Origin of the sequence: Promicromonospora sp. NPDC057488 (genome assembly GCF_042802395.1) — a bacterium.
GTDB lineage: Bacteria > Actinomycetota > Actinomycetes > Actinomycetales > Cellulomonadaceae > Promicromonospora.
Genome location: NZ_JBHVEG010000036.1, coordinates 26,788 through 43,184, shown reverse-complemented (window position 1 = coordinate 43,184; position 16,397 = coordinate 26,788). Strand labels below are relative to the sequence as shown.

Annotated in this window: 14 protein-coding genes; 1 reads left to right on the top strand and 13 read right to left on the bottom strand. The window is 74.8% G+C overall.

What is annotated here, in order from left to right:
- Positions 1 to 154: 154 nt before the first annotated feature.
- From ACFU5G_RS10200 to ACFU5G_RS10170, 7 genes are all read right to left on the bottom strand, one after another.
- On the bottom strand, positions 155 to 1,975 hold the full coding sequence (locus tag ACFU5G_RS10200) for a DNA polymerase Y family protein (RefSeq protein ID WP_377243277.1): 1,821 nt from the start codon (positions 1,973 to 1,975) through the stop codon (positions 155 to 157).
- Entirely contained in the window at positions 1,972 to 2,970 is a 999-nt protein-coding gene (locus ACFU5G_RS10195; RefSeq protein ID WP_377243275.1) for a hypothetical protein, read from the bottom strand. Before ACFU5G_RS10195 ends, ACFU5G_RS10200 begins: the two co-directional genes overlap by 4 nt.
- Positions 2,971 to 3,741: 771 nt before the next feature.
- Complete coding sequence (locus ACFU5G_RS10190; protein ID WP_377243273.1) at positions 3,742 to 4,218, bottom strand: MaoC family dehydratase; 477 nt, start codon at positions 4,216 to 4,218, stop codon at positions 3,742 to 3,744.
- A complete protein-coding gene (fabG, locus tag ACFU5G_RS10185) occupies positions 4,215 to 4,964 on the bottom strand; it encodes a 3-oxoacyl-ACP reductase FabG (RefSeq protein ID WP_377243272.1) in 750 nt (249 codons plus the stop codon). The genes ACFU5G_RS10190 and fabG overlap by 4 nt, the downstream gene beginning before the upstream one ends.
- Before the next feature lie 27 nt (positions 4,965 to 4,991).
- A complete protein-coding gene (locus ACFU5G_RS10180; RefSeq protein WP_377243270.1) occupies positions 4,992 to 6,107 on the bottom strand; it encodes a zinc-binding dehydrogenase in 1,116 nt (371 codons plus the stop codon).
- 11 nt (positions 6,108 to 6,118) lie between these two features.
- Entirely contained in the window at positions 6,119 to 7,342 is a 1,224-nt protein-coding gene (locus tag ACFU5G_RS10175; protein WP_377243268.1) for an acetyl-CoA C-acetyltransferase, read from the bottom strand.
- Positions 7,343 to 7,385: 43 nt separating this feature from the next.
- The gene (locus ACFU5G_RS10170; protein WP_377243266.1) at positions 7,386 to 8,585 is read right to left on the bottom strand and encodes an acyl-CoA dehydrogenase family protein; all 1,200 of its coding nucleotides are present in this window, start codon (positions 8,583 to 8,585) and stop codon (positions 7,386 to 7,388) included.
- Between the two features lie 92 nt (positions 8,586 to 8,677).
- Between ACFU5G_RS10170 and ACFU5G_RS10165 the strand changes: the two genes are divergently transcribed.
- A complete protein-coding gene (locus ACFU5G_RS10165) occupies positions 8,678 to 9,103 on the top strand; it encodes an acyl-CoA thioesterase (protein ID WP_377243264.1) in 426 nt (141 codons plus the stop codon).
- On the opposite strand, the gene ACFU5G_RS10160 is transcribed toward ACFU5G_RS10165, so the two are convergent.
- From ACFU5G_RS10160 to ACFU5G_RS10135, 6 genes are read right to left on the bottom strand one after another with little or no spacing between them, the layout of a single operon-like run.
- Entirely contained in the window at positions 9,084 to 10,745 is a 1,662-nt protein-coding gene (locus tag ACFU5G_RS10160; RefSeq protein ID WP_377243262.1) for an AMP-binding protein, read from the bottom strand. The two genes, ACFU5G_RS10165 and ACFU5G_RS10160, sit on opposite strands and share 20 nt — an antisense overlap.
- The gene (locus tag ACFU5G_RS10155) at positions 10,742 to 12,040 is read right to left on the bottom strand and encodes an acyl-CoA dehydrogenase family protein (RefSeq protein WP_377243260.1); all 1,299 of its coding nucleotides are present in this window, start codon (positions 12,038 to 12,040) and stop codon (positions 10,742 to 10,744) included. Before ACFU5G_RS10155 ends, ACFU5G_RS10160 begins: the two co-directional genes overlap by 4 nt.
- Complete coding sequence (locus ACFU5G_RS10150; RefSeq protein ID WP_377243258.1) at positions 12,040 to 13,152, bottom strand: phosphotransferase family protein; 1,113 nt, start codon at positions 13,150 to 13,152, stop codon at positions 12,040 to 12,042. Before ACFU5G_RS10150 ends, ACFU5G_RS10155 begins: the two co-directional genes overlap by 1 nt.
- Positions 13,153 to 13,189: 37 nt before the next feature.
- Positions 13,190 to 14,467 (bottom strand): ABC transporter substrate-binding protein, encoded by a 1,278-nt coding sequence (locus tag ACFU5G_RS10145; RefSeq protein ID WP_377243256.1) that lies wholly within the window; start codon positions 14,465 to 14,467, stop codon positions 13,190 to 13,192.
- Positions 14,468 to 14,478: 11 nt separating this feature from the next.
- Complete coding sequence (locus ACFU5G_RS10140; RefSeq protein WP_377243254.1) at positions 14,479 to 15,513, bottom strand: branched-chain amino acid ABC transporter permease; 1,035 nt, start codon at positions 15,511 to 15,513, stop codon at positions 14,479 to 14,481.
- Positions 15,510 to 16,388, bottom strand: coding sequence for a branched-chain amino acid ABC transporter permease (locus ACFU5G_RS10135; protein ID WP_377243252.1), 879 nt, complete (start codon positions 16,386 to 16,388; stop codon positions 15,510 to 15,512). Before ACFU5G_RS10135 ends, ACFU5G_RS10140 begins: the two co-directional genes overlap by 4 nt.
- Between the last annotated feature and the right edge of the window lie 9 nt (positions 16,389 to 16,397).

Sequence of the window (16,397 nt, the reverse complement as noted above, 5' to 3'; positions counted from 1 at the left end):
GGTCCATCGATGGACCGATCTCGATGCAGAGTGCCGACTCTGCGGCACAAACTGCCGACTCTGCGAGACAAACTGCCGACCTTGAGCCGCCGACCCAGGAGACTGCCGACCTGGTCGGCACTGCCTGGCCATACAGCGCCTGATCACACCGGACCTAGTCATACAGCGCCTCCAGGGACCAGGCGCCCGCCGACGACGACAGCAGCAGGCCGAGCGTGAGCCCCTCGTCCCGGGCCGAGCCGTCGACGACCACCTGCAGGAACACCCGGCGTCTGCCGCGCGGCGTCCACCAGCGTTCGGCGACCGGCCAGGGCCCGGCCCAGTCGACGACGGCGGCGTCGAGACCGGCCCGCGGGCCGCCGCTGGATGCCCCACCGCCACGTACACCGGCGCGCGCGTCTCCGGGCACCGCGCCGTCACCGAGACCGCCGTCACCGAGACCGCCGTCGTCGAGCCGGCTCTCGCCCAGACCACTCTCGCCCCGGCCACTCTCGCCCGGACCGCTGCCGCCCGGACCGCCCTCGCCGAAGAGGTCGCCGGCGCCGTCCTCGGGCACCACCACGCGGGCCGGGTCGCCGCTGACCGCCAGCCGCACGTCGACGACGACGGGGCGCCCCTGCGCGTCGAGCACCCGCGCGGGGACGGGTTCGGGCAGCACGACCGACGGCGCGGGCGGCGGCAGGGCGCCGGGCCAGGGCCGGTCGGGCTCGCGCTCGGGCGGGACCTGCTCGCCGTAGGGCACGAGCTGGACGCGGTCGCGGGGGTCGCGCCCGCCCTGGAGCCGCACGGTGAGCACGGCGTCGCCGCCGAGCAGGGCCTGCACGCGCTCGACGGCGCGGCGGGCGCGCAGGTCCTCGCCCGCGCCGGGTCCCCAGAGGCGCGGCTGCAGGGCGCCGGCGGGCGCGACCTCCTCGGCGGCCAGGGTCAGGCCCGCGATCGGGGCGGGCTGCTCGCCCCGCCCCAGGGACGACGCCGTGAGCCAGCCCTCGAGCTGCCAGCGCACCCGGTCGGTGATGCGGGCGGCCGACAGCCCGCCGAGGGTGTCGTCGGTGCGCCACAGCCGTTCCAGGGTGCGGGCCTCGCCGGTGACCGGGTCGACGGCGCGCGCCGTGATCCGCAGCCGGCCGCACGCCAGGCCGCGCCGGTGCAGGTCGTCGTGCAGGCGCTCGGCCAGGCGGCGGGCGGCGAACGTGGCGACGTCGACCCGGTGCGCCGGCGGGTCCAGCTCCTCGGCGACGGTGAGGTCCTCGACGAGCCGGCGCCGGGCGGGCGGCCGCACGTCCTGCCCGCGGGCGAGGCGCTGCGCCCAGACGCCGAGGTCGCTGAACCGGGCGGCGACGGCGGCGTCGGGCAGGGCGGCCAGATCGGCGAGCGTGCGCACGCCGAGCCGGCGCCACAGGTCGACGAGCTCGGTCAGGGCGCGGTCGGCGGGCCGGGCGTGCACGAGCACGGCCGCGGGGCGGGGCGCGAGGTAGTCCCGCGAGTCCCCCGGCGGCACGACGGCGTCGTCCCGGGCGGCCAGGACGGCGGCCAGGAAGCCGTCGGCGACCCCGACCTGGCACTCGTGGCCGGTGCGGACGGCGACCTGTTCGGTCAGCTCGCGCGCCAGGTCGTGCTCGGAGCCGTGGTAGCGGGCCGCGCCGCCGGACGGCAGCAGGAGCAGCCCGGGGCGGGCGATCTCCAGCCCGGAGACCACGGTCTCGGCGGCCACGGCGACGGGTTCGAACTCGCGGGCGTCGCGGGCGTCGTCGGCGGTCCAGAGCTGCAGGTCGGGGCAGCGCCCCTGGGCCTCGCGGCGGCGCATGCCGCGGCGCACCCCAGCGCTGCGCGCGGGCGCGGACACGGCGACGACGCGGCCGCCGGGGCCGCCCGTGACGGCTGCGGGCACCTCGGGGCCCAGGCCCGCGACGACCAGCGCTGCGACGACCGGCCAGTCCGGCACCCAGAGGCAGGCGGTGCGGGTCGCGGCCGTCATCCCACCAGCTCCAGCGGCGTCCGGCCCTCGGCGGCCTCGTCCCGCGCCACGGCACCGGCAGGCGGCCCGGCCGCCCGGCACACCGGGAGCTCGACGTCCAGGTGCACCGGGCGCGCCGCGCTCCCCCGCCCGGTGCGCCGCACCCGCAGGGTCCGGCGGCGCAGCCAGCCCACCCCGTGGTCGACGCCGGCCCAGTCCCCCGCGGTGGCCTCGAGCACCACGTGCGCCCCGGCCCAGCCGCCCGCGGCGCCCGACGAGGCGGTCGGGAGCAGCACGGTGCCCCGGTCGCGGGCGCGCGCCGTCAGCCGACGGCGGTCCTGGTCCAGGAGGGACACCTCCGGCCCGACCACGACCACGTCCATGCCGTCGATCAGCGCGGCGAGCACGGCGGGCGCGTCCACCCCCGACCCGGCGGGCAGCGGCACCACCAGGGTGCGGCTCAGGTCGCACCCGGCGTCGGCCGCGGCGGCCAGCCCGGCGGCCGGGTACCCGACCAGCACGGTCCAGGCCCCGTCGCGGGACGCCTCGGCGAACAGGGTGAGCAGCAGCGACGTCGAGCCCCGGACCACCACGGTGGTGCCGGCCCGCAGGCCGCCGTCGGGCAGGAGCGCCGCGAGGTGCGGGTGCACGGGCAGCACGCGCGTGTCCTCGCCCGGGTGCCCCACCCGGCTGCCCGACGACGGCGCGGGCTCCGCCGCGGGACGCACCTCGGCGGCCGCGGGCCGGGCCTCGGGGGCAAGCGGCACCGGCTCGGGCAGCAGCCCGCCCCGCAGCGCCCGGACCTGCACCCGGGGCTGCTCCTGGCCCGGCTGCTCGTGCGCGCGCTCGGCCCGGACCGCCTGGACGACCCGGGCGGGCGTGGCCTGCTTGCGCACGCCGGTGCGCGCCTCGGCCGACCGCAGTGCCGCGAGCGCCTGCGCGTGCCGGCTGCCGGTGTCGGCGGTCCCGGCGTCGGCTGCGGTGTCGGCCTTCGAGGAGATGGTTACGACGGTCATGTCCCTCCAGCGATGGTGCCTGCCGGTGGAGACCGGTGGTGGAGCACTTTACGAACACGTGTTCGATAGAACACCAGTACACCGCCCCTGGCGCGCGCTGTCAAACCATCCGGTCGGCAACACTGCCCGTGCGACGGAGGCCCGGCCGGGGACGACGTGGGCCGTCCCGGCGCACGATCCCGACCGCCGCGGGCAGGCGTCCAGGGCGACGCAGAAAGGCATCCCGGACGACGGCAGGTGCCCCAGAGCGACACCGGACGGGCCTCCCAGAGAGCGATGCCGGGCATGCCTCCCAGGTAAGGCATGCCCAGACAGCAGGTGCCGGCAGGGCCGAATTTCGTTCGGCTCAGGGTCGGGTCTTCCGGCTGAGCCGAACAGTTCGCCCATGCTGAACCAGGCGTGGCACGGACGAGCGATCTTCAGCCCTCCTGAACTCTCCGGCTGGGCTGCATCACTCAAGCCTGAGATGAACGTTCTCCAGCGGAGCCGACACCCTCTGGCTGACCATGCCTTGCCTGCCGGAGCCGCGCCCGACCAGCCCACCAACCAGGCAGCCCAGCCAGACCGGCGGGGAGACAGGCACGCAGACAGACAGACAGGCCGGCTAGCAGGCGGGCAGACAGACAGGCCGGCCAGCAGGCAGGCGCCGCAGCACCGCGGCCGGAGAGACGTCGAGGCCCGGACGCTCCCCGCACCGACATCGGTGCGGGAAGTGCCCGGGCCCAGGAGGAACCGAACAGCGGGCCGTACATGGCCCCCACAAACGGCCGGTCAGGTTTCCAGCACGTAGAGCGACAGCGTGTGCGCCACGAGGGCGGGCTTCTCGGCCCCCTCGATCTCGACGGTGACCTTCGACGCGAGCCGCACGCCGGCCGCCGTCGGCTCGGCCGAGAGGATCCCGGTGACTGCCCGCACCCGCGCGCCCGAGGGCACCGGGCTGAGGAACCGCAGCCGGTCCATGCCGTAGTTCATCACCATGGCGACGCCGCCCACCTCGACGAGCGAGGACGCCAGCCGCGGCAGCAGCGACAGGGTCAGGTACCCGTGCGCGATCGTGGAGCCGAACGGTCCGGCGGCGGCCCGCTCGGCGTCGAGGTGGATCCACTGGTGGTCCTCGGTCGCGTCGGAGAACGCGGCGATGCGCTCCTGCGTGACCTCGAACCACTCGCCCGTGGCGGTCCGCCCCACGGCTCCGGCGAGGTCCGCCGGCGAGGCGACGGCGATCACGCTGTCCACGCTGGCGCTCATGCCTTGGGGCCACCCGCCACGTACAGCACCTGCCCCGAGACGAACCCGGACTGCTCCGCGCAGAAGAACGACACGGCATTCGCGATGTCCTCGGGCTGGCCCACGCGCCCCACCGGCACGTCCTTCGCGGCCACGCTCAGGTAGTCGGACAGCGACACCCCGATGCGCTCGGCGGTCTCGCGGATCATGTCGGTCTCGATCACGCCGGGCGCCACGGCGTTGGCGGTGACGCCGAACTTGCCGAGCTCGATCGCCAGGGTCTTGGTGAAGCCCTGCATACCCGCCTTGGCGGCCGAGTAGTTGGCCTGGCCGCGGTTGCCGAGCGCGGAGGTCGAGGACAGGTTCACGATGCGGCCGTACTTGGCCTCCACCATGTGCGCCTGCACGGCCCGGGTCATCAGGAACGCGCCCCGCAGGTGCACGCCGAGCACGGCGTCCCAGTCGGTCACGGTCATCTTGAAGAGCAGGTTGTCGCGCAGGATGCCGGCGTTGTTGACCAGGACGGTCGGCGCGCCCAGCTCGGCGGCGACGCGGGCCACGGCGGCGGCGACCGACTCCTCGTCGGCGACGTCGACGCCCACGGCGAGCGCCCGCCCGCCGTCGGCCACGATGGCCTCCGCGGTGACCTTGGCCTGGTCCTCCAGGAGGTCCAGGACGGCGACGGCGAAGCCGTCCTGCGCGAGCCGGCGGGCCGTGGCGGCGCCGATGCCGCGGGCCGCTCCGGTGACGATGGCTGTACGAGTCATCAGGGGTTTCCTCTCGTTGCGTGAACTTCAGAACATCACGAGCTGCCGCAGCGCCGCGCCGGAGGCGAGGCGGTCGAGCGCGACGGGCAGGTCGTCCAGGGTGATGCGGTCGGAGACCAGGCGGTCCAGCGGCAGCCGGCCGGCCCGCCACAGCTCCACGTACCGCGGGATGTCGCGGCCCGGCACGGCCGAGCCGAGGTAGGAGCCCACGACGGTGCGCGCCTCGGCGGTCAGGCTGAGCGGCGAGACGCTCGCCCGGGCGTCGGGGTGGGGCAGGCCGACCGTGACGGTGGTGCCGCCCGGGGCCGTCAGCGCGTAGGCGGTCTCGAACGCGCGCGCCGAGCCTGCCGCCTCGATCACGACGGGCGCGCGCAGCCCCTGGTCGGCGGCCTCCTGCGGCCCGACGACGAGGCTCGCGCCGAGCTCGCGCGCCAGGTCGAGCTTGGCGGGCACGGCGTCGACGCCCACCACCTCGTGCCCCAGCGCGACGGCCACCAGGAGCGCCGCCATGCCGACACCGCCGAGCCCGACGACGGCGACCCGGTCGCCCGGCGCGGGCCGCCCGGCGTTGACGACGGCGCCGCCGCCGGTCAGGACCGCGCAGCCCAGCAGGGCGGCGACGTCGGGCGGGACGTCGTCGTCGACGGGCACGACGGAGGTCTCGGAGACCACGGCGTGGGTCGCGAACGCGCTCACCCCGAGGTGGTGGTGCACCTCCTGGACGCCGCCGGCCCCGCCGTCGGCCCGGGACAGCCGCCGTCCGCCGCCCACGAGCGTCCCGGCGGCGTTCGCCGCCGAACCCACCGCGCACGGCAGCCGCCCGTCGGTGGCGCACTGCGCGCACTGCCCGCAGCGCGGCAGGAACGTCATGACGACCCGCTGCCCGACGGCGAGGCGCGCACCGGGGCCGGTGGCCTCCACGATCCCGGCGGCCTCGTGGCCGAGCAGCATCGGCACGGGCCGGGCGCGGTTTCCGTCCACGACCGACAGGTCGGAGTGGCACAGCCCCGCGGCCTCGATCCGCACCAGCACCTCGCGCTCGCCGGGCGGGTCGAGCTCCAGCGGCCCGACCGTGACCGGCCTGGACTCGGCATAGGGCGCGGGCGCGCCGCAGCGCTCCAGCACCGCACCGGTGGTCAGCACACGCGCTCCCTTCAGAGCTTCTCCAGCACCATCGCCATGCCCTGGCCGCCGCCCACGCACATCGTCTCCAGACCGTACTGGCCCCCGGCGTCCGCGAGCGCGTTGATCAGGGTGGAGGTGATGCGCGCGCCGGTCATGCCGAACGGGTGCCCCACGGCGATGGCGCCGCCGTTGACGTTCAGCCGCTCGGGCTCGACGCCGAGCTCGCGCGCCGACGGGATGACCTGCGCGGCGAACGCCTCGTTGATCTCCACGCGGTCCATGTCGTCGACCGTGAGCCCGGCGCGGCGCAGCGCCTGCCGGCTGGCGTCGACGGGGCCGAGCCCCATGATCTCCGGGGACAGCCCGCTCACGCCGGTGGACACGATGCGGGCCAGCGGGGTCAGCCCGAGCTCCTCGACCACGCGGCCGGAGACGATCACGACCGCGGCGGCGCCGTCGTTCAGCGGGCAGGCGTTGCCCGCGGTGACGGTGCCGTCGGGGCGGAACACCGGCTCCAGCGTCGCCAGCGTCTCCACGGTGGTGCCGGGCCGCGGGCCGTCGTCGGCGGCGAGGACCGTGCCGTCGCCCAGGGTGACGGGCGTGATGTCCCGGGCCCAGAAGCCGGACGCGATCGCCGCCTGGGCGCGCTGCTGGCTGCGGGCGGCGAACTCGTCCTGCTCGGCGCGCGTCACGTCGCGCAGGGCGGCGACGTTCTCCGCCGTCTGCCCCATGGCGATGTAGGCGTCGGGCATTGCGCCCTCCAGCCGCGGGTCGGTCCAGAGCCCGGTGCCCGCCCCGGCGCGCTTCTCGGTGCGGGCCAGGGCGTCGGCGAAGACCGGGTTGTGCAGGTCCACGCCCGGGATGTAGTCGCTCGACCCGGTGGCGAACGAGCTGACCGACTCCACACCGGCGGAGACGAACACGTCGCCCTCCCCCGCCTTGATCGCGTGGAAGGCCATGCGAGTGGTCTGCAGGCTGGAGCTGCAGTAGCGCGTGACGGTCGCGCCGGGCACCATGTCCCAGCCGCACAGCACGGCGACGATCCGCGCCAGGTTCATGCCCTGCTTGCCGCCGGGCAGGCCGCAGCCCAGCAGCAGGTCGTCGATGCGCGCCGGGTCCAGGCCCGGCACCTGGTCGACGGCGGCCCGCACCATCTGGGCGGCGAGGTCGTCGGGGCGGACGTCCTTGAGCGACCCCTTGTGGGCGCGCCCGATGGGCGAGCGCGCGGTGGCGACGATGTACGCCTCGGTCATAACTCCTCCTTGAGCCAGTGGTGAACCAGGTGGGCGGCGCCCCTCAGACGAACGCCGCGTGTCCGGTGATCGCCCGGCCCACGATGAGCTGGTTCATGTCCTTGGTGCCCTCGAACGTGTAGACGGCCTCGGCGTCGGCGAAGAACCGGGCCACGCCGTGATCCAGTGTGATCCCGTTGCCGCCGCACGCCTCCCGGCACAGCGCGACGGTCTCGCGCATGCGGGTGGTGACGAACGCCTTGGCCATCGCGGCGTGGGCGTCCTTCTGGGTGCCGAGGTCCTGGAGCTGGGCCACGCGCACGCACATGGCGAAGCTCGCCGTGACGTTCGCGTAGGCCGTCGCAAGCTTGTCCTGGATGAGCTGGTAGCTGGCGATCGGGTTGCCGAACTGCTCGCGCTGCCTGGTGTAGGCCACGGCGGCCTCGTAGGCGCCGATCATGGTGCCCAGCGCCTGCCAGGACACGCCGTCGCGCGTGATGCGCAGCACCTTGGCGACGTCGCGGAAGCTGTTGATGCCCTGCAGCCGGTCGGCCTCGTCGACGCGCACGCCGTCGAGCACGATGTCGGCGTTCTGCACGATGCGCAGGGACTGCTTGCGCTCGATCTTGGTGGCGGTGAAGCCGGGTGTGCCCTTGCGCACCAGGAAGCCCTTGACCTGGTCGTCGGCGGTGTCCTTGGCCCAGATGACGACGACGTCGGCGAACGTGGCGTTGCCGATCCAGCGCTTGGCGCCGTCGAGCACCCAGGTGTCGCCCGTGCGGGTGGCCGTGGTGCGCAGGCCCTTGGCGGTGTCGGAGCCAGCCAGCGGCTCGGTGAGCCCGAACGCGCCGATCAGGTCACCGGCCGCCATGGGCGGCAGCCACCTCTCGCGCTGCTCGGCGCTGCCCCCGACGCCGATCGAGGTCATCGCCAGGCCGCCGGAGACCCCGATGAAGGTGCAGAACGACGAGTCGACGCGCGCCGTCTCCATGCCGACCCAGCCGCGGAACACGGCCGAGGTCTCCTCGCCCTGCGTCTCGGCCCAGCCCGAACCGATGGTGCCGAGCTGCGCGTACGGCTTGAACAGGTGCACGGGGCACTCGGCGCGCTCCCAGTAGTCGTCCGCGATGGGACGTACCTCGCGCTCCATGAACTCCCGGACGGCCAGGGCCTTCTTCTGCTCGGCCGGGGTGAGCAGGTCCTGGAACGCGTAGAAGTCCGCCTCCAGCAGGTCCGTGGCGGGCGGCTCGGGTGCGAGCGTCATCGGTTCTCCGATCGTCGTCGATCTGTATGTCCAGTATGCATCATTCTTGAATATGTTGCACCGATCCCCTGGGGTCGGTCTACGCTGGCTCGATGGGCTATCGGCACCCCTTCCCGCTGCGCTGGAACGACAACGACCAGTACGGCCACATGAACAACACCGTCTACTACGAGGCCATGGACACGGCGGTGAACACGTGGCTCATCAAGCACACCGACCTCGACCCCGCGGGCGCCGTGATCGGGCTCGCCCGCGCCTCCTCGTGCGAGTTCCTCGCCCCGGCGTCGTTCCCCGAGGAGCTGGAGGTCGACGTCGCCGTCGGCCGGCTGGGGCGCACCTCGCTGACCTGGGACCTGGCGATCCTGCGCGCGGGCGCGCCCGACCGCAGCGAGGCGTACGCGACGGGCGCCTTCACGCACGTCTTCGTGGACCAGGTCGAGCGCCGTCCGGTCCCGGTCCCGGACGCGATCCGCACGGCGGTGGAGCGCCACCTGGGCGTCACCCCGCCGAGTCAGTAGCCGGGGCCGGCGGCGCGTGCCGGGCCGTGAGCTCGCGCTTGAGCACCTTGCCGCTCGGGCCCAGCGGCAGGTCGGCCGACACGTGCACCACCCGCGGGTACTTGTACGCCGCCACGTGCTCGCGCATGTACGCGACGACGGCGGCCGGGTCCACCTCCGCGCCGTCGGACGGCACGATCGCGGCGTGCACCTCCTGCCCGCGCGCGGCGTCGGGCACGCCGAACACGGCGGCCAGCGCGACCCCCGGGTAGCGGGCCAGCACGGCCTCGACCTCCGTGGGATACACGTTGTAGCCGCTGCGGATGATCATGTCCTTCTTGCGGTCCACGATCGTCACGATGCCGTCGGCGTCGACGGTGCCGAGGTCGCCCGTGCGGAACCAGCCGTCCACGACGGCGGCCGCCGACGCGTCGGGCCGCCCCAGGTACCCCTTCATCAGGTTGTGCCCGCGCACCACGATCTCGCCCAGGTCGCTCTGCTCCGCGCCCGCCGAGCCCGGTGCCGGGACCGCCAGCAGCTCGACCCGGTCCTCCACCTCGGCCACGGCCACCGCCACGTCCACGCCCCACATGGGGCGGCCCACCGTGCCGGGCCGGATGGGCTCGGACGTCACGTTGAAGGTGCACGACGGCGACGTCTCGGTCAGCCCGTACCCCTCGTGCACCTGCGCGCCGAACGCTTCCTCGAACGCCTCCAGCAGCGCCACCGGCAGGGCCGCGCCGCCCGAGACGGCGAACCGCAGCGGGGGCCGCGCCGCCGTGCGCCGGGCCGCCTCGACCATGCCGGCGAAGTTGGTCGGCACCGCCGTGAACACGGTCGCGCCGTGCGCCACCAGCAGCTCCAGGGCCTCGTCCGGGTCGAACCGGGGCAGCAGCACGATGGACGCCCCGCGCCGGAACGCCATGTTCAGCACCGCCATCTGGCCGAACGAGTGGAAGAACGGCAGGCCGCCGTACACCACGTCGTCGGGCCGCAGGTCGAACGAGTCGATCAGCGAGCAGTGCACCTGCTCGACCATCGCCAGGTGCGAACCGACGGCGCCCTTCGGGGTGCCGGTGGTGCCGCTCGTGTACAGGATCGTGGCCGCCGCCAGGGGGTTCACGCCCGCGTGCCGCTCGATCGGGGTGGCACCGGCGGCCTCGTCCTCCAGCCGCGCCACGGGCGTGCCCCGCTCGGCGAGCTGGCCGGCAGTCTCCGACGGCAGCAGCACGGTCAGCAGCGACACCCCGGCCCGGGCGGCCGCGGGCGCCGCCTCGGCCAGCATCGGGGCCGCGACCACGACGACATCGGCCCCGGCGTCCCGCAGCACGAACTCGATCTCGTCGGTGCGGAACAGCAGGTGCACCGGCACCACCACGGCGCCGAGCGCGAGCGTGGCGTAGTAGACGCGCGCGAAGTCCGGGACGTTCGGCACGATCATCGCCACACGCGAGCCCGGCCCGATGCCCCGGGCCGCGAGCGCCCCCGCGTACGCGCGGGTCTGGGCCCAGAGGTCGCCGTAGGTGGTGGCCTGACCCATGAAGTACAGGGCGGGCCGCTCGGGGAAGCGGCGCGCGGTCTCGGCGAGCATGCTCGCGATGGACAGGGTGCCGTACCCGGGTCCGTCGACGGCGGGGTCGGGCGCGGCAGTGGCGTGGGTCATGTCGGGTCTCCTTCGACGTTCGACGGGGTTGACCGGGTGGGCGGGGCGACGCGCGCCAGGTAGGGCGCACGCCGCCGGAGCTCGGCCCGGCCGAGCGAGGCGAGGTGCACCTCGTCGGGCCCGTCCGCCAGGCGCAGGGTGCGCACGCCGGCGAGCAGCTCGGCCAGGGGGTGGTCGCCGGAGACCCCGGCGGCGCCGAACACCTGGACGGCGCGGTCCAGGATCTGCCCGACGGCGCGGGGCACCGCGATCTTGATGGCCTGGATCTCGGTCATGGCGGCCTTGTTGCCGGCGGTGTCCATGAGCCAGGCGGTCTTGAGCACGAGCAGGCGCAGCGACTCGATCTCGATGCGCGAGGTGGCGACCCACTCGCGCACGACGCCCTGGTCGGCCAGCGGCGCGCCGAACGCGACCCGCTCGGACGCGCGCTCGCGCACCAGGTCCAGGGCGCGCTCCGCGGTGCCGAGCGCGCGCATGCAGTGGTGGATGCGGCCGGGCCCGAGCCGGGCCTGAGCCATGGCGAACCCCTCGCCCTCGCCGCCCAGCAGGGCGGACGCGGGCACGCGGACGCCGTCGAACGCGATCTCGGCGTGGCCGCCGTGGTCGCGGTCGTCGTAGCCCAGCACGGTCAGCCCGCGCACGACGGTGACGCCGGGGGTGTCCCGCGGCACGAGCACCATGGACTGCTGCCGGTGCCGGGGCGCGTCCGGGTCGGTCTTGCCCATCACGACGAGCAGCCCGCAGTCCGGGCTCATCCCGCCGGTGGCGAACCACTTGCGGCCCGTGATCACGTACTCGTCGCCGTCGCGCACGATCCGGGTGGCGATGTTCGTGGCGTCCGACGACGCGACGGCGGGCTCGGTCATGCAGAACGCCGACCGCTGCGTACCCTCCAGCAGCGGGTCGAGCCAGCGCTCGCGTTGCTCGGGCGTGGCGAAGTGGGCCAGCAGCTCCATGTTGCCGGTGTCGGGGGCAGCGCAGTTCATCGCGACGGGCGCCAGCTTCGGGCTGTACCCGGTCAGCTCGGCGACGGGCGCGTACTGCAGGTTGGTCAGGCCGCCGCCGCGTTCCGCGGCAGGTCCGCCCGGGCCGCCCGGCGGCAGGAACAGGTTCCACAGCCCCCGCTCCCGCGCGGCGGCCTGGAGGTCGCGCACGACGGGCCGGAAGGACCAGTCCCCGGGGGTGGCCGCGACCTGCGCGGCGAGCACGGGCTCGGCGGGCAGCACCTCGTCCGCCAGGAAGTCCCGGACCCGGCCGGTGATGTCCCGCGTGGTGGTATCGGGTGCGAAGTCCATCAGGCTCCCCTCTCCGTGGTGCCCGACGCCGGAGTGGCGCCGCCCGGCGCGCCGCCGCCGATCCGCGCCAGACCCTCGCGGGCCAGCGGCTCGACGAGCGCGCCGATCGTGTCGAACCCGGCCCCGACGGTCTGGCCGCCGGTGTACCGGTAGTGGATGCCCTCGAGGATGACTGCGAGCTTGTAGCAGGCGAACGCCCGGTACCAGGCGAGGTCCGGCACGGCGGTGCCGGCGCGGGCGGCGTAGGCGTCGATGACCTCGGCGAAGTCCGGGTAGCCCGCACCGGGCACGATCGCCCCGGCGACGCCGACGACGCCGGCCTCCTGCGTCAGGTCGTGGATGTCCCAGTACATGCCGAGCATGCCCAGGTCGACGAGCGGGTCGCCGAGCGTGGCCATCTCCCAGTCCAGCACCGCCGCGACGTGCGGCGCCTCCGGCAGCCCGGCGACCAGCACGTTGTCGAGCCGGTAGTCGCCGTGCACGATGCCGGTGCGCGCACCGTCGTCGGGCACCGTGGCGCCCAGCCGCTCCTGGAGGGTGTCCAGGAGCGGCTGGGGCCGCGACCGGGAGGCGTCGTACTGCCGCCGCCAGGTCTTCAGCTGCCGCGCGAGGTACCCGGCGGGGCGGCCGAAGTCGGCCAGCCCGACGGCGGCGGGGTCGGTGGCGTGCAGGTCGGCCAGCACCTCGGCCAGCTCGACGGACAGCGCGCCCAGGCCTGCGGGGGTCCAGGCCGTGTTGTGCTCGGGCCGGGCCAGGACGGCGCCGTCGACGTGGTCCATGACGAAGAACACCGTGCCCGTGACCTCCCCGGCCTCGGTGTCGTCCACGACCGCCACGGTGGGCGGCACCGGGATCGTCCCCGCGAGCGCCGTGATGACCCGGTGCTCGCGCCGCATGTCGTGCGCGGTGGTGAGCACGTGCCCCAGCGGCGGACGCCGCAGCACCAGCAGGCGGGCTGCGCCGTCCACCCGGTAGGTGAGGTTGCTGCGCCCGCCGGTGATCAGGGTCGCGGTCAGGCCCGGTGCCCCGTCCGGCCCGGCGAGCTCCGGGTGCGTCCTGGTCAGCCAGGCGGCCAGGCCGGCGACGTCCAGGCCGGGAAGTTCGTGCGTCATGGTTCCCCTCTCGTGCGGTGGTTCTGGTGGCTCCCGGTCACTCGGTGAGCGGGATGCCCTCGTTCTCCAGCGGCACCTGCGCGGGCTCGACCGGCACCGCGCCGGCGTCGCTCACCTCGTAGGCGTCGTCGGTGAAGTCCTGCACGCCGTCGGTCACCACCGCGATGCGGACGGTGCGGTGCGCGAAGTGGTCGTCGGCGGAGTAGGTCAGGGGCGCGATGCCGTTGCCCTTGAGGTCACCGGACTCGACGGCCGCCACGAGCGACTCGCGCGTCGGGTCCGGCCCGGCGGCGGCCAGCGCCTCGGCGAACTGGTAGCCCACGCTCATGCCGTAGGTGGTGTTGCCGGTGTAGGGCGCGCCGTCGTTGTACTCGTCGTTGATCCGGGAGAACAGCTCGTACCACTCGGACGAGGGGCTGTTGGGCAGGTAGTTCACGGAGACGAGGCCCTCCAGCACCGGGGCGACGTCGTCGCCGAGGTACTCCACGAGCGTGGGGTGGTCGGCGCCCGAGGAGGACACGTGCCACCTCGGGAACCAGTCCATCTGCGCGGCGGTGCCCACCGCCAGGGCGGTGAAGCCGTTGATGGTGCCCAGCACGTTGTGCGTGCAGCCCGCCTCCTTCATGGCCCCGATCTGCGCGGTCACGTCCTGGTCGGCCGTCGAGTAGACCTGGTGGGTGGCCACCTCGCCCTCCCCCAGCGCCAGCTCGACGCCCGCGAGGATGCCCTCGCCGAAGTCGTCGTCCTGCCCCAGCACGCAGACGACGGCGTCCGGCTCGGTGTCCAGCGCGTACTGCGCCAGCGCCGCGCCCTCGGTCACGTAGTCCGCGTTGAACCCGAAGGTGTACGGGTACTCCTCCGGCTGGTCCCACGTCAAGGATCCGGAGGCGACGAACAGGTCGGGCACCCCGTTCTGGTCCAGGTAGTCGAGCACGCTGGAGTGCGTGGGCGTGCCCAGGCCGTTGACGACGGCGAAGACCTGGTCCTCCTGGACCAGCTCGCGCACCACGGTCTGCGTGTTCGCCGGGTTGTAGCCGTCGTCCTTGACGACGTACTCGATCTGGCGGCCGTTGATGCCGCCGTTCGCGTTGACGTAGTCGAAGTAGGCCGCGGTGGCCGCCGAGATCGACGCGAAGCCGGCCGCGGCCGGGCCCGTCAGCGGCTGGTGGGTGCCGATGACGACCGTGTCGTCGGTGACGCCGGGTACCTCGGCAGCGGCGGGCGTCGAGCAGCCGGACAGCGCAGTCGCGGCGGTCAGGCCGAGGACGGCGGCCGTGCCCACGGAGCGGGGGCTGGACAAGGAAGCAGTGCGCATTTCCGTTCACCTCACTGTGTTGGAAAGGACGTGCTGGGACGGGCCTTGCGATCGGGCAGCAGCCGGGCGAGCCCGCCCGGCCAGAGCACGGTCACGACGATGACGACCACCCCGAACAGGGCGATCTCGAGGTTGCCCTGCAGCCGGTGGCCGAGGTCGGCGGGCAGCGCCGCCGTCGCCTGGTCGACCACCCACGGCAGCAGGGTCACGAGCACCGCGCCGATCGCGGCGCCGCCCAGCGAGCCGAGCCCGCCCACGACGGCGGCGACCACGAGCAGCAGGGAGAACCCGAGCCCGTACGCGCCGGGGCTGACCTGCTGCGTCACGATCGCGAGCACCACGCCGCCCAGGCCCGCGGCGAGGGCGCTGAGCACGAACGCCCCGGCCTTGACCCGCCCGGGGTCGACGCCGGCCAGGCGGGCGGCCGTCTCGTCGTCGTGCACCGCCCGCATGCGCAGGCCGGCCCGGCCCGAGCGCAGGGCGACCAGGGGCGTGACGGCGCAGGCCGCGACAAGGACGGCAAGCCAGGCGTGCCACTGCTCGGTCGCGATCAGCAGCGCCAGCGGGTCGGGCACGGGCACGAACGGGGCCCGCACGCCCTGTTCGCCGTTCAGGCCGGGAACGGTGCTCGCCGCGGCGGGCAGCGCGATCACCAGGGCGAGCGTCAGGCCCGCCAGGTAGGGGCCGCGCAGCCGGGCCGCGGCCAGCCCGAGCAGCAGGCCGAGCAGCCCGGCCACGACGACGGCGCCGGCCACCCCGGCGAGCAGCGGCAGCAGCCAGCCGCCCGCGCCGTCGGCCAGGGTGGTGCCCTCGAGGGCGGTGGCGACCCAGGTCGCGGTCAGGGCGTACCCGTAGCCGCCGGCGGCCATGAGCACGGCGTGCCCCAGGGAGAGCTGCCCGGTGAGCCCGACCAGCAGGGTGAGCCCGGCGACGGCCACGAACGTGCCGGTCGCGGTGGCGAGCTGGTAGTTGCGGTAGGGGTCGAGCAGGAAGGTCGCGCCCAGGGCCAGCAGCGTGAGCAGGGCGGCGCGGGTCAGGAGTCTCATGCGGTCCGGGCCTCCCGGGCGGCGAACAGCCCGTGCGGGCGCACGAGCAGCACGACCGTGAGCAGGGCGAGCACCGCGGGCGGCGCCGCGGCCGCCGAGGCGTACCCGGTCACCAGGCTCGCCAGGACGCCGACGGACAGCCCGGCCGCGAGCGCCCCGACCGGCGAGTCCAGCCCGCCGATGACGGCGGCGGCGAAGGCGTTGACGAACAGCACGTCGGCGGCGTGCGGGTCCAGGCCGAGCCCGGTGGGCACCAGCAGCAGGGCCGCGAGCGCCGCCGTCGCGACGGACAGGGTCCAGCCGAGGGTGACCATGCGGGGCACGCGCACGCCGAGCAGCCGGGAGGTCTCGGGCGCGAAGGCGGCGGCGCGCAGCCGCAGGCCGAGCGACGTGCGGCCGAACAGCCACGCGAGCGCGCCCATGACGACGGCGGCGACCAGCAGCACGAACAGGTCGTACGGGCTCATCAGGGCGACGCCGCCGACGCTGAGGGGGCGCTGCGAGAACGGCGCGTGCACGGGGCGGTGGTCGGGCCCGAAGGCGATCGCGAGCCCGGCCTGGAGCACCATGACCAGGCCGATCGCCACGATGATGCCGGCCAGCGGGTTGTCCTGGGGCACGCGGCGCATGAGCCCGCGCTCGACGACGGCGCCGAGCAGCGCGCCGGCGGTCAGGGCGCAGGCGAGCCCGAGCCAGTACGAGCCGGTGGCGGAGCTGACCGCGACGGCGACGTACACGGGCACGATCGCCAGGGCGGCCTGCGCGAAGTTCACCACGCGGGCGGCGCGGTAGACGATCACGAGCGACAGCGCGAACAGCGCGAGCACGGCGCCGCGCGCCAGCCCGGTCGACAGCAGGAACACGAGTCTTTCCATCGGCTGGTC